At 51.8% G+C, this 12,550-nt stretch carries 12 protein-coding genes; 11 read left to right on the top strand and 1 reads right to left on the bottom strand.

Annotated features, from left to right (window positions below):
* Positions 1-92 precede the first annotated feature (92 nt).
* Positions 93-1,070: a tetratricopeptide repeat protein gene (locus FEK66_RS20180; RefSeq protein ID WP_135493532.1), complete on the top strand. Its 978-nt coding sequence runs from the start codon at positions 93-95 to the stop codon at positions 1,068-1,070.
* 69 nt (positions 1,071-1,139) lie between these two features.
* Here FEK66_RS20180 and FEK66_RS20175 read toward each other — a convergent pair whose 3' ends face one another.
* Positions 1,140-1,622 (bottom strand): zinc ribbon-containing protein, encoded by a 483-nt coding sequence (locus tag FEK66_RS20175; RefSeq protein ID WP_001044880.1) that lies wholly within the window; start codon positions 1,620-1,622, stop codon positions 1,140-1,142.
* 235 nt (positions 1,623-1,857) lie between these two features.
* Here FEK66_RS20175 and leuS point away from each other — a divergent pair, with 235 nt between their 5' ends.
* From leuS to rlpA, 10 genes are all read left to right on the top strand, one after another.
* The gene (gene leuS / locus FEK66_RS20170) at positions 1,858-4,440 is read left to right on the top strand and encodes a leucine--tRNA ligase (RefSeq protein WP_138211531.1); all 2,583 of its coding nucleotides are present in this window, start codon (positions 1,858-1,860) and stop codon (positions 4,438-4,440) included.
* 14 nt (positions 4,441-4,454) lie between these two features.
* A complete protein-coding gene (gene lptE / locus FEK66_RS20165; RefSeq protein ID WP_064528965.1) occupies positions 4,455-5,033 on the top strand; it encodes an LPS assembly lipoprotein LptE in 579 nt (192 codons plus the stop codon).
* Entirely contained in the window at positions 5,033-6,064 is a 1,032-nt protein-coding gene (holA, locus tag FEK66_RS20160; RefSeq protein ID WP_135493531.1) for a DNA polymerase III subunit delta, read from the top strand. The genes lptE and holA overlap by 1 nt, the downstream gene beginning before the upstream one ends.
* Before the next feature lies 1 nt (position 6,065).
* A complete protein-coding gene (gene nadD, locus FEK66_RS20155) occupies positions 6,066-6,707 on the top strand; it encodes a nicotinate-nucleotide adenylyltransferase (protein WP_135493530.1) in 642 nt (213 codons plus the stop codon).
* A gap of 23 nt (positions 6,708-6,730) precedes the next feature.
* Positions 6,731-7,327 carry an adenosylcobalamin/alpha-ribazole phosphatase gene (locus tag FEK66_RS20150; protein WP_135493553.1) on the top strand — a complete coding sequence of 199 codons (597 nt, stop codon included), beginning with the start codon at positions 6,731-6,733 and terminating at the stop codon, positions 7,325-7,327.
* 274 nt (positions 7,328-7,601) lie between these two features.
* Positions 7,602-7,919, top strand: coding sequence for a ribosome silencing factor (rsfS, locus tag FEK66_RS20145; RefSeq protein ID WP_001161662.1), 318 nt, complete (start codon positions 7,602-7,604; stop codon positions 7,917-7,919).
* Positions 7,920-7,922: 3 nt separating this feature from the next.
* Positions 7,923-8,390: a 23S rRNA (pseudouridine(1915)-N(3))-methyltransferase RlmH gene (rlmH, locus tag FEK66_RS20140; protein WP_000776104.1), complete on the top strand. Its 468-nt coding sequence runs from the start codon at positions 7,923-7,925 to the stop codon at positions 8,388-8,390.
* Between the two features lie 30 nt (positions 8,391-8,420).
* On the top strand, positions 8,421-10,322 hold the full coding sequence (mrdA, locus tag FEK66_RS20135) for a peptidoglycan DD-transpeptidase MrdA (protein WP_130219433.1): 1,902 nt from the start codon (positions 8,421-8,423) through the stop codon (positions 10,320-10,322).
* Between the two features lie 2 nt (positions 10,323-10,324).
* On the top strand, positions 10,325-11,437 hold the full coding sequence (mrdB, locus tag FEK66_RS20130) for a peptidoglycan glycosyltransferase MrdB (RefSeq protein ID WP_000131717.1): 1,113 nt from the start codon (positions 10,325-10,327) through the stop codon (positions 11,435-11,437).
* A gap of 9 nt (positions 11,438-11,446) precedes the next feature.
* Positions 11,447-12,523: an endolytic peptidoglycan transglycosylase RlpA gene (gene rlpA, locus FEK66_RS20125; RefSeq protein WP_130260240.1), complete on the top strand. Its 1,077-nt coding sequence runs from the start codon at positions 11,447-11,449 to the stop codon at positions 12,521-12,523.
* Positions 12,524-12,550: the final 27 nt, after the last annotated feature.

The raw sequence follows: 12,550 nt of genomic DNA, 5'->3' as shown, positions 1-12,550 counted from the left end.
TGACGCAGCATAATACGCATAAAATAAGGCTTACGCAAAATAGAACATATAAAAATATAATATGCCTTATCTGCAACCATAAGGAAATGATAATGATTTTTACGTCAAGTTGCTGCGATAATTTATCAATAGATGAGATTATCGAACGTGCTGAACATGGCGATAGTGAGGCTCAATATATTGTTGGATTTTATTACAATCGCGATAGTGCAATTGACTCTCCGGACGACGAAAAGGCCTTTTACTGGCTCAAACTTGCCGCTGAACAAGGACATTGTGAAGCACAATATTCTTTAGGTCGAAAATATAACGAGAATAAAAGCCGCTATAAAGATAATGCGCAAGCTATCTTCTGGTTGAAGAAAGCCGCCTTGCAAGAACAGGCATTAGCAGCCAATTTGCTGGGTTGCATACTCGACGAAGCGGCACCGCCTAACTATGAAGATGCGGTTGAGTGGTATCGGAAGGCAGCAGAGCAGGGTTTGAAATATGCACAAAATAATCTGGGGTTAATGTACCAAAATGGCACTGGGGTGACGCAAGACTATGAACAGGCTTTCTTTTGGTACAAACAAGCCGCGCTCCAGGGGCATAATCCCGCACAGGATAACCTTGCTGACCTTTATGAAAAAGGTACAGGTGTTCCCCAAAACAAGACTCTCGCCGCATTCTGGTATTTGAAAAGCGCCCTGCAAGGTAATCAGCACGCCCAATTTCAAATAGCGTGGGATTATGATTTGGGCGAAGGAGTGGACCAGGACTATAAACAAGCGATGTACTGGTATCTGAAGGCTGCCGCTCAGGGAAGCATCGGCGCTTACGTTAACATCGGCTATATGTATAAACATGGGCAAGGCGTTGAGAAAGATTATCAGGCCGCCTTTGAATGGTTTACGAAAGCCGCTGAATGCAATGACGCCACTGCCTGGTATAACCTGGCCATTATGTATCACTACGGAGAAGGAAGACCTGTCGATCTCCGACAGGCTCTCGACCTGTATCGTAAAGTTCAGTCATCCGGTACCAGAGATGTCAGTCAAGAAATCCGTGAGATTGAAGATTTACTGTAGAGATAAAAACAAGGGCCGGGGAATTTCATTCGGCCCAAATTCTCTTTATTGGTGTGCGAAATCAAACTATTACGGCTCGAACGGGCGTCTCTGGAACTGATCATGACCACATTTCGGGCATAGCGTCAGCACTTCCGGCGTGTAGATGGGGAGATGGAAGTGACATTTCTCGCAGACCAGATTCCCAAGCCCTACCACTTCTCCGCTGTGATAAACCCCGTGATGATTGAGATCCTGGAAAACTTCACGCCATTCAAGCTGCGTTTTATCGGTGATGTCCGCCAGCTCCTGCCAGAGGCTTTCTTTAATCACCCGCATAAAAACGCTGTCGGATTCTTCCTTCAGGCTCTCTTCATAACTCATGGCGAACTCTTCCAGGTCACGTCTGACGGCCCGAGTCAGTTCATCGACCTCGGTCCGCGTTAACTCCCCTGTTTTTATTACACGCTCACGCGCCTGTTCTACCAGTGCATCGATATCGCGTTCGCCATTACGCAGTCGCTCGCTTAATGACGCCACCAGTTCACGGTAATATTGAGCAACCTTGTTCATCATTTCATCTCCCGTGTCGTTAACTGGCTATAATAATAGACGTTATTTACGCTCAACTTTGCAAGACTGCCCACAGAGTGTGTAAATTCGTGCAAGGATTACCGCTGTGCGATTTCAACGTCGAGTGCGCGAAAGGCTGTTTTGACGCGGACGTTTGGGCTATGCTATGCGGATCTGAAAAACCACCTCTAACGCTACTTTTGTAGCCGTAATGAAAACAGGACCACTGGCTGCCATGCAAGAGCAATACCGCCCGGAAGAGATAGAATCCAAAGTACAGCTTCATTGGGATGAGAAGCGCACATTTGAAGTAACCGAAGACGAGAGCAAAGAGAAGTATTACTGCCTGTCTATGCTTCCCTATCCTTCTGGTCGACTACACATGGGCCACGTACGTAACTACACCATCGGTGACGTGATCGCCCGTTACCAGCGCATGCTGGGCAAAAACGTTCTGCAGCCGATCGGCTGGGACGCGTTTGGTCTGCCTGCGGAAGGCGCGGCGGTAAAAAACAACACCGCGCCAGCACCGTGGACGTACGACAACATCGCGTACATGAAAAACCAGCTCAAAATGCTGGGCTTTGGTTATGACTGGAGCCGCGAGCTGGCAACCTGCACGCCGGAATACTACCGTTGGGAACAGAAATTCTTCACCGAGCTGTATAAAAAAGGCCTGGTGTATAAGAAAACCTCTGCGGTCAACTGGTGCCCGAACGACCAGACCGTACTGGCGAACGAACAGGTTATCGACGGCTGCTGCTGGCGCTGCGATACCAAAGTTGAGCGTAAAGAGATCCCGCAGTGGTTTATCAAAATCACCGCTTACGCTGACGAGCTGCTCAACGATCTGGATAAACTCGATCACTGGCCAGACACCGTTAAAACTATGCAGCGTAACTGGATCGGTCGTTCCGAAGGCGTAGAAATCACCTTCAACGTTAACGACTATGACAACACGCTGACTGTTTATACTACTCGCCCGGACACCTTTATGGGTTGTACCTATCTGGCGGTAGCGGCAGGTCATCCGCTGGCGCAGAAAGCGGCGGAAAATAATCCAGAACTGGCGGCCTTTATTGACGAATGCCGTAACACCAAAGTTGCCGAAGCTGAAATGGCGACGATGGAGAAAAAAGGCGTCGATACTGGCTTTAAAGCTGTTCACCCATTAACGGGCGAAGAAATTCCTGTTTGGGCAGCAAACTTCGTATTGATGGAGTACGGCACGGGCGCAGTCATGGCGGTTCCGGGTCACGACCAGCGCGACTACGAGTTTGCCTCTAAATACGGCCTGAACATCAAACCGGTTATCCTGGCGGCTGATGGTTCTGAACCCGATCTTTCTCAGCAGGCACTGACTGAAAAAGGCGTGCTGTTCAACTCTGGCGAGTTCAACGGTCTTGACCATGAAGCGGCCTTCAACGCCATCGCCGATAAACTGACTGCGATGGGCGTTGGCGAGCGTAAAGTGAACTACCGCCTGCGCGACTGGGGTGTTTCCCGTCAGCGTTACTGGGGCGCACCGATTCCGATGGTGACGCTGGAAGACGGCACTGTGATGCCGACCCCGGACGACCAACTGCCGGTGATCCTGCCGGAAGATGTGGTGATGGACGGCATTACCAGCCCGATTAAAGCAGATCCTGAGTGGGCGAAAACCACCGTTAACGGTATGCCAGCGCTGCGTGAAACCGACACTTTCGACACCTTTATGGAGTCCTCCTGGTACTATGCGCGCTACACTTGCCCGGAGTACAAAGAAGGTATGCTGGATTCCGAAGCGGCTAACTACTGGCTGCCGGTGGATATCTACATTGGTGGTATCGAACACGCCATCATGCACCTGCTCTACTTCCGCTTCTTCCACAAACTGATACGTGATGCAGGCATGGTGAACTCTGACGAACCAGCGAAACAGTTGCTGTGTCAGGGTATGGTGCTGGCAGATGCCTTCTACTATGTTGGCGAAAACGGCGAACGTAACTGGGTCTCCCCGGTTGATGCTATCGTTGAACGTGACGAGAAAGGCCGTATCGTGAAAGCGAAAGACGCGGCAGGCCATGAGCTGGTTTATACCGGCATGAGCAAAATGTCCAAGTCGAAGAACAACGGTATCGACCCGCAGGTGATGGTTGAACGTTACGGCGCGGACACCGTTCGTCTGTTTATGATGTTCGCTTCTCCGGCGGATATGACTCTTGAATGGCAGGAGTCCGGCGTGGAAGGGGCTAACCGCTTCCTGAAACGTGTCTGGAAACTGGTGTACGAGCATACTACGAAAGGCGATGTTGCGGCACTGAACGTCGATGCACTGACTGAAGATCAGAAAGCGCTGCGTCGCGATGTGCATAAAACAATCGCTAAAGTGACCGATGATATCGGCCGTCGTCAGACCTTCAACACCGCAATTGCGGCGATTATGGAGCTGATGAACAAACTGGCGAAAGCACCGACCGATGGCGAGCAGGATCGCGCCCTGATGCAGGAAGCGCTGCTGGCGGTAGTTCGTATGCTTAACCCGTTCACCCCACACATCTGTTTCACGCTGTGGCAGGAACTGAAAGGCGAAGGCGATATCGACAACGCGCCGTGGCCGGTTGCTGATGAAAAAGCGATGGTGGAAGACTCCACGCTGGTCGTTATTCAGGTTAACGGTAAAGTCCGTGCCAAAATCACCGTTCCGGTGGATGCAACGGAAGAACAGGTTCGCGAACGTGCTGGCCAGGAACATCTGGTAGCAAAATATCTTGATGGCGTTACCGTGCGTAAAGTGATTTACGTACCGGGTAAACTCCTCAATCTGGTCGTTGGCTAAGCGCGGGAGGAAGCGTGCGATATCTGGCAACATTGTTGTTATCTCTGGCGGTGTTAATCACCGCCGGGTGTGGCTGGCATCTGCGTGATACCACGCAGGTCCCTTCCACTATGAAGGTTATGATCCTGGATTCCGGTGACCCGAACGGGCCGTTAAGCCGTGCAGTGCGTAACCAGTTACGTCTGAACGGTGTCGAGTTGCTCGATAAAGAAACCACGCGTAAGGATGTTCCATCCCTGCGTCTGGGCGCTGTATCAATCTCACAGGATACCGCGTCGGTTTTCCGTAATGGTCAAACTGCGGAATATCAGATGGTGATGACTGTTAGCGCGTCGGTATTGATTCCTGGGCGAGATATCTACCCGATTAGCGCCAAAGTCTTCCGTTCGTTCTTCGATAACCCGCAAATGGCGTTAGCGAAAGATAACGAGCAGGACATGATCATTAAAGAGATGTACGACCGTGCCGCCGAACAGCTTATTCGTAAGCTGCCAAGCATTCGCGCTGCGGACGTCCGTTCCGACGAAGAAACGTCGACAACAACGGATACCACAGCAACGCCTGCACGCGTCTCCACCACGCTGGGTAACTGATGATTCGGTTGTACCCGGAACAGCTCCGCGCGCAGCTCACTGAAGGGCTGCGCGCGGCCTATCTTTTACTTGGTAACGATCCCCTGTTGTTGCAAGAAAGCCAGGACGCCATTCGTCAGGTAGCTGCGGCACAAGGATTCGAAGAACACCACACTTTTTCCATTGATCCCAACACGGACTGGAACGCAATATTTTCGCTATGCCAGGCAATGAGCCTGTTTGCCAGTCGACAAACGCTATTGCTGTTGTTACCAGAAAACGGACCGAATGCGGCGATCAATGAACAACTCCTCACGCTCACCGGATTGCTGCATGACGATCTGCTGTTGATCGTCCGCGGTAATAAATTGAGCAAAGCGCAGGAAAATGCCGCCTGGTTTACCGCGCTTGCAAACCGTAGCGTGCAGGTTACTTGCCAGACCCCAGAACAGGCCCAGCTTCCTCGCTGGGTTGCCGCGCGAGCAAAACAGCTCAATTTAAAACTGGATGACGCGGCGAATCAGGTGCTCTGCTACTGTTATGAAGGAAACCTGCTGGCGCTGGCACAGGCACTGGAGCGTTTATCGCTACTCTGGCCCGACGGCAAACTGACACTGCCGCGCGTTGAGCAAGCGGTGAATGATGCCGCACATTTCACCCCTTTTCATTGGGTTGACGCTTTGTTGAGCGGCAAAAGCAAGCGCGCATTGCATATTCTGCAGCAGCTGCGCCTGGAAGGCAGTGAACCGGTGATTTTGTTGCGCACTTTGCAACGTGAACTGTTGCTGCTGGTTAATCTGAAGCGTCAGTCTGCTTATACTCCACTGCGTACGCTGTTTGACAAGCATCGGGTATGGCAGAACCGTCGTAACATGATTAGCGAAGCGTTAAATCGCCTGAGTCAGCCACAGTTACGTCAGGCTGTACAACTCCTGACACGAACGGAACTTACTCTCAAACAAGATTACGGTCAGTCCGTGTGGGCAGAACTGGAGGGATTATCTCTTCTTTTGTGTCATAAACCACTGGCAGACGTATTTATCGACGGTTGATATGAAATCTTTACAAGCTCTGTTTGGCGGCACCTTCGACCCGGTGCATTATGGCCATCTAAAACCCGTGGAAACGCTGGCGAATCTGATTGGCCTGACGCGGGTAACGATTATCCCTAACAACGTTCCTCCGCATCGCCCCCAGCCTGAAGCGAACAGCGTGCAGCGAAAACACATGCTTGAACTGGCGATTGCCGACAAGTCGCTGTTTACCCTTGATGAACGCGAGTTAAAGCGTAATGCCCCCTCTTACACGTCGCAGACGTTAAAAGAGTGGCGACAGGAGCAAGGCCTAGATGTGCCGCTGGCGTTTATTATCGGTCAGGACTCGCTGCTGAACTTTCCGACCTGGTATGAATACGAAACGATTCTCGACAATGCACATTTGATAGTCTGTCGACGTCCAGGTTATCCGCTGGAAATGGCACAACCGCAGTACCAGCAGTGGCTGGAAGATCATTTGACGCATAATCCGGAAGATCTGCATCTTCAGCCTGCTGGTAAAATTTATCTCGCCGAAACGCCGTGGTTCAACATCTCGGCGACAATCATCCGCGAACGTTTGCAAAACGGCGAATCTTGTGAGGAATTGTTACCAGAATCGGTACTGACTTACATTAACCAACAAGGCTTGTATCGCTGATATCTGCCGTCACGGAGGGAATGATGCGACTGTGGTTAATTCGTCACGGTGAAACGCAAGCGAATGTCGACGGGTTATACAGCGGTCATGCGCCTACACCACTTACGGAGCGCGGTATCGCGCAGGCGAAAAGCTTGCATACACTGCTACGTGATGTTCCATTCGATAAGGTTTTATGCAGTGAACTGGAACGGGCGCAGCACACCGCGCGCCTGGTTCTTGATGCCCGTCAACTCCCCATGCAAATCATCCCTGAACTCAACGAAATGTTTTTTGGTGACTGGGAAATGCGGCATCATCGCGAGCTGATGCAAGAAGATGCCGAAAACTATAGTGCCTGGTGCAATGACTGGCAGCATACCGTCCCTACTCGCGGTGAAGGCTTTCAGGCATTTTCACAGCGGATAGAAAGGTTTATTGCCGGACTTAGTGAGTATCAGCAGCACAAAAACATATTAATCGTTAGCCACCAGGGTGTGTTGAGCCTGTTGATTGCCCGCTTAATCGGCATGCCTCCCGAGGCAATGTGGCATTTTCGTGTAGACCAGGGCTGCTGGAGCGTCATTGATATCAATGACGAGTTCGCAACTCTACGCGTCCTCAATAGCCGCGCCATCTGATGCGAAGAAGCATGACTTTTCTGTTTTTTTACAGGTAAGCCGCAACGGACATTGACAGGCCCGGGCAGGCTGATATTCTCCGCAACCTGACTTTTCCGCCATACACGACTTTGTAGAAATTGTTTTACAAAAATGGCGATGCAATCTGTGACGCGGGGTGGGATGATAGCCCACTTTCAAGAGCCGATTTGCTGACATTTGTCCCGAAATCGCCTCTGCTTCAGGTATACTGACAGACCATTTTTATCTTTTTTATTTCACCCAGGGGGAAAACTTGCAGGGTAAAGCACTCCAGGATTTTGTTATCGACAAAATTGATGACCTCAAAGGTCAGGACATCATCGCCTTAGACGTTCAGGGCAAATCCAGTATCACCGACTGTATGATCATCTGTACGGGTACATCCAGCCGCCATGTTATGTCCATTGCTGACCACGTGGTTCAGGAATCTCGCGCTGCGGGTTTATTGCCCCTCGGCGTTGAAGGTGAAAACGGCGCCGACTGGATTGTGGTCGATCTAGGTGATGTGATTGTCCATGTTATGCAGGAAGAGAGCCGTCGCCTGTATGAGCTGGAAAAACTCTGGAGTTAATGCGTGAAGCTGCAACTTGTCGCCGTGGGAACGAAAATGCCGGACTGGGTACAAACCGGTTTTACCGAGTACCTGCGTCGTTTTCCGAAAGATATGCCTTTTGAACTGATTGAAATTCCGGCGGGAAAACGCGGCAAGAACGCGGATATCAAGCGCATACTCGACAAAGAGGGTGAGCAAATGCTGGCTGCCGCAGGTAAAAACCGCATTGTCACCCTTGATATCCCAGGCAAGCCCTGGGACACGCCGCAGTTAGCCGCTGAACTGGAACGCTGGAAGCTGGATGGCCGCGATGTCAGCTTGCTGATTGGCGGGCCGGAAGGGTTATCGCCTGCCTGTAAAGCGGCGGCAGAACAAAGCTGGTCACTTTCGGCGCTTACCCTCCCCCATCCGCTGGTTCGCGTACTGGTCGCAGAGAGTCTGTACCGGGCGTGGAGCATTACCACCAACCATCCTTATCACCGTGAGTGATATGGTAGCCTTAAGTAGAAAACGCAGCGGATGAAATTACAGAACTCTTTTCGCGACTATTCGGCAGAGTCCGCGCTGTTTGTGCGCCGGGCGCTGGTCGCCTTTTTGGGGATTTTGCTGCTAACCGGCGTGCTCATCGCCAACTTGTATAATCTACAAATTGTTCGCTTTACCGATTACCAGACCCGTTCTAATGAAAACCGCATTAAGCTGGTGCCTATCGCCCCCAGCCGCGGCATTATCTACGACCGTAACGGTATCCCTCTGGCGCTCAACCGAACTATCTATCAGATAGAGATGATGCCGGAGAAAGTCGATAACGTGCAGCAGACTCTGGACGCCCTGCGCAGCGTGGTTGACCTGACCGATGACGATATCGCCGCGTTTCGAAAGGAGCGTGCACGTTCGCACCGTTTTACCTCTATTCCGGTGAAAACCAACCTGACTGAAGTTCAGGTGGCGCGTTTCGCCGTTAACCAGTACCGTTTTCCTGGTGTGGAAGTTAAAGGCTATAAACGTCGTTACTATCCCTATGGCTCAGCGCTGACCCACGTTATCGGTTATGTCTCGAAAATTAACGATAAAGACGTCGAGCGACTGAATAATGACGGCAAACTGGCCAACTATGCCGCAACACATGATATCGGCAAGCTGGGGATTGAACGTTACTACGAAGATGTTCTGCACGGCCAGACGGGTTATGAAGAAGTTGAAGTTAACAACCGCGGTCGCGTCATCCGCCAGTTAAAAGAAGTATCGCCGCAGGCCGGGCATGATATTTACCTGACGATTGATCTCAAGCTCCAGCAGTATATTGAAACACTGCTGGCGGGCAGTCGTGCCGCTGTTGTGGTCACCGATCCGCGTACAGGTGGCGTGCTGGCGCTGGTTTCCACGCCAAGTTACGACCCTAACCTGTTTGTTGACGGTATCTCCAGCAAAGATTATTCCGCGTTGCTGAACGACCCGAACACACCACTGGTGAACCGTGCCACGCAGGGGGTTTATCCGCCAGCGTCGACGGTTAAACCTTATGTGGCGGTTTCGGCATTAAGTGCAGGGGTAATCACCCGTAATACCAGCCTGTTTGATCCTGGATGGTGGCAATTGCCGGGGTCTGAAAAGCGTTATCGTGACTGGAAAAAATGGGGCCACGGTCGCCTGAATGTCACTAAATCGCTGGAAGAGTCAGCAGATACCTTCTTCTATCAGGTTGCCTACGATATGGGCATCGACCGCCTTTCTGAATGGATGGGTAAATTTGGCTACGGTCATTACACCGGTATCGACCTGTCGGAAGAACGTTCCGGTAATATGCCGACCCGCGAATGGAAACAGAAACGCTTTAAAAAACCGTGGTATCAGGGTGACACCATTCCGGTCGGTATCGGTCAGGGGTACTGGACAGCGACCCCTATCCAGATGAACAAAGCACTGATGATCCTGATTAACGACGGTATTGTGAAGGTTCCGCATTTGCTGATGAGCACCGCCGAAAATGGCAAACAAGTGCCATGGGTACAGCCGCATGAACCGCCGGTAGGCGATATTCATTCTGGTTACTGGGAACTGGCGAAAGACGGCATGTTTGGTGTTGCTAACCGTCCTAACGGTACGGCACATAAATACTTTGCCAGCGCGCCCTACAAAATTGCGGCGAAATCCGGTACCGCGCAGGTCTTCGGCCTGAAGGCGAACGAAACCTATAATGCGCACAAAATTGCCGAGCGTCTGCGCGACCACAAACTAATGACCGCGTTTGCGCCGTATAACAATCCGCAAGTCGCTGTCGCTATGATTCTGGAAAACGGCGGGGCTGGCCCGGCGGTCGGTACGCTGATGCGCCAGATCCTCGACCATATTATGCTTGGTGACAACAACACCGATCTGCCTGCAGAAAACCCGGCGGTTACTGCTGCGGAGGACCATTAATCATGACGGATAATCCGAATAAAAAAACATTCTGGGATAAAGTCCATCTTGATCCCACAATGCTACTGATCTTACTGGCATTACTGGTCTACAGCGCCCTGGTAATCTGGAGCGCCAGCGGCCAGGACATCGGCATGATGGAGCGTAAAATCGGCCAGATCGCGATGGGGCTGGTCATTATGGTGGTGATGGCCCAAATTCCGCCGCGCGTTTATGAAGGCTGGGCGCCCTATCTCTATATCATCTGTATTATTTTGCTGGTAGCGGTAGATGCCTTTGGGGCCATCTCCAAAGGCGCTCAACGTTGGCTGGATCTCGGTATCGTTCGTTTCCAGCCCTCGGAAATCGCCAAAATAGCTGTGCCGCTCATGGTGGCTCGCTTTATCAACCGTGACGTTTGCCCGCCGTCGTTAAAAAATACCGCCATCGCGCTGGTGCTGATTTTTATGCCCACGTTGCTGGTGGCAGCGCAGCCTGACTTGGGAACGTCAATCCTCGTTGCGCTTTCCGGTCTGTTTGTACTGTTTCTCTCCGGACTTAGCTGGCGCCTGATTGGCGTTGCAGTGGTACTGGTGGCAGCATTTATCCCAATCTTGTGGTTCTTCCTGATGCATGATTACCAGCGCCAGCGCGTAATGATGCTACTCGACCCGGAATCAGACCCACTTGGCGCGGGTTATCACATTATTCAGTCTAAAATTGCTATTGGCTCCGGCGGATTACGCGGTAAAGGCTGGCTGCACGGTACCCAGTCACAGCTTGAATTTCTGCCCGAACGCCATACCGATTTTATCTTCGCGGTACTGGCGGAAGAATTGGGATTAGTGGGTATTTTGATTCTGCTTGCTCTCTATATTCTGCTCATCATGCGCGGACTGTGGATTGCAGCCAGAGCACAAACTACCTTTGGTCGCGTCATGGCTGGCGGCTTAATGCTGATATTATTCGTTTATGTCTTCGTAAATATTGGTATGGTAAGCGGTATTCTGCCGGTTGTAGGGGTTCCACTCCCGCTGGTCAGTTATGGAGGATCGGCGCTCATAGTGCTGATGGCTGGGTTTGGGATTGTGATGTCAATCCACACCCACAGGAAAATGTTGTCGAAAAGCGTGTAAGAGGTGCGAATGCGTAAGCAGTGGCTCGGGATCTGCATCGCGGCAGGAATGCTCGCGGCATGTACTAGCGATGATGGTCAGCAACAGACGGTAAGTGTGCCGCAGCCTGCGGTATGTAACGGCCCTATAGTTGAAATTAGCGGGGCGGAACCACGTTTCGAACCACTGAACGCGACGGCAAATCAGGATTATCAGCGCGACGGCAGAAGCTACAAAATCGTGCAGGACCCTTCACGCTTTAGTCAGGCGGGCCTTGCAGCCATTTATGATGCCGAACCTGGCAGCAATCTGACAGCATCTGGCGAAGCATTTGATCCAACGCAGCTGACGGCGGCGCATCCAACGCTCCCCATCCCCAGCTACGCCAGAATCACCAACCTGGCTAATGGGCGGATGATCGTGGTGCGCATTAACGATCGCGGTCCCTACGGCAACGACCGTGTGATTTCACTTTCACGCGCGGCAGCTGACCGTCTTAACACCTCGAACAATACAAAAGTTCGTATCGATCCTATTATCGTCGCCCAGGATGGTTCATTTTCTGGCCCAGGCATGGCTTGTACTACCATTGCCAAACAGACTTACGCCCTGCCTGCGCCGCCCGATTTAAACGGCGGCAGCGGAACAAACTCTATGTCTGTCCCGCAGGGTGATATTCTCCCGGTCAGCAACTCAACGCTGAAAAGCGAAGATCCGACCGGCGCGCCGGTAACCAGCAGCGGCTTCCTCGGCGCGCCGACTACCCTGGCGCCCGGCGTACTGGAAGGCAGCGAACCGACGCCTGCACCACAGCCCGTTGTCTCAGCACCTGCAACAACATCTGCAATGGTGACACCGCAAGCCACTTCGCAAAGCGCCAGCGGTAACTTTATGGTGCAAGTGGGGGCCGTTAGCGATCAGGCACGCGCGCAACAGTATCAACAGCAACTGGGACAAAAGTTCGGCGTACCCGGTCGCGTGGCCCAAAACGGCGCGGTCTGGCGTATTCAGCTTGGTCCATTCGCCAACAAAGCTGAAGCCAGTGCCTTGCAGCAACGTTTACAAACCGAAGCCCAATTACAGTCATTTATTACCACCGCGCAATAACGTAAGGCAGGCATCTGAAATGTCAAT

Source organism: Escherichia sp. E1130 (genome assembly GCF_005781065.1).
Taxonomy (GTDB): domain Bacteria; phylum Pseudomonadota; class Gammaproteobacteria; order Enterobacterales; family Enterobacteriaceae; genus Escherichia.
The sequence above is the reverse complement of the archived record's forward strand: the minus strand, read 5'-3'. Positions and strand labels throughout refer to the sequence as shown.

Excerpts from the sequence above, each read along its gene's own strand:
- FEK66_RS20180 (WP_135493532.1), top strand. The coding sequence starts at position 93 with ATGATTTTTACGTCAAGTTGCTGCGATAATTTATCAATAGATGAGATT.
- FEK66_RS20175 (WP_001044880.1), bottom strand. The coding sequence starts at position 1,622 with ATGAACAAGGTTGCTCAATATTACCGTGAACTGGTGGCGTCATTAAGC.
- leuS (WP_138211531.1), top strand. The coding sequence starts at position 1,858 with ATGCAAGAGCAATACCGCCCGGAAGAGATAGAATCCAAAGTACAGCTT.
- holA (WP_135493531.1), top strand. The coding sequence starts at position 5,033 with ATGATTCGGTTGTACCCGGAACAGCTCCGCGCGCAGCTCACTGAAGGG.
- nadD (WP_135493530.1), top strand. The coding sequence starts at position 6,066 with ATGAAATCTTTACAAGCTCTGTTTGGCGGCACCTTCGACCCGGTGCAT.
- FEK66_RS20150 (WP_135493553.1), top strand. The coding sequence starts at position 6,731 with ATGCGACTGTGGTTAATTCGTCACGGTGAAACGCAAGCGAATGTCGAC.
- mrdA (WP_130219433.1), top strand. The coding sequence starts at position 8,421 with ATGAAATTACAGAACTCTTTTCGCGACTATTCGGCAGAGTCCGCGCTG.
- mrdB (WP_000131717.1), top strand. The coding sequence starts at position 10,325 with ATGACGGATAATCCGAATAAAAAAACATTCTGGGATAAAGTCCATCTT.
- rlpA (WP_130260240.1), top strand. The coding sequence starts at position 11,447 with ATGCGTAAGCAGTGGCTCGGGATCTGCATCGCGGCAGGAATGCTCGCG.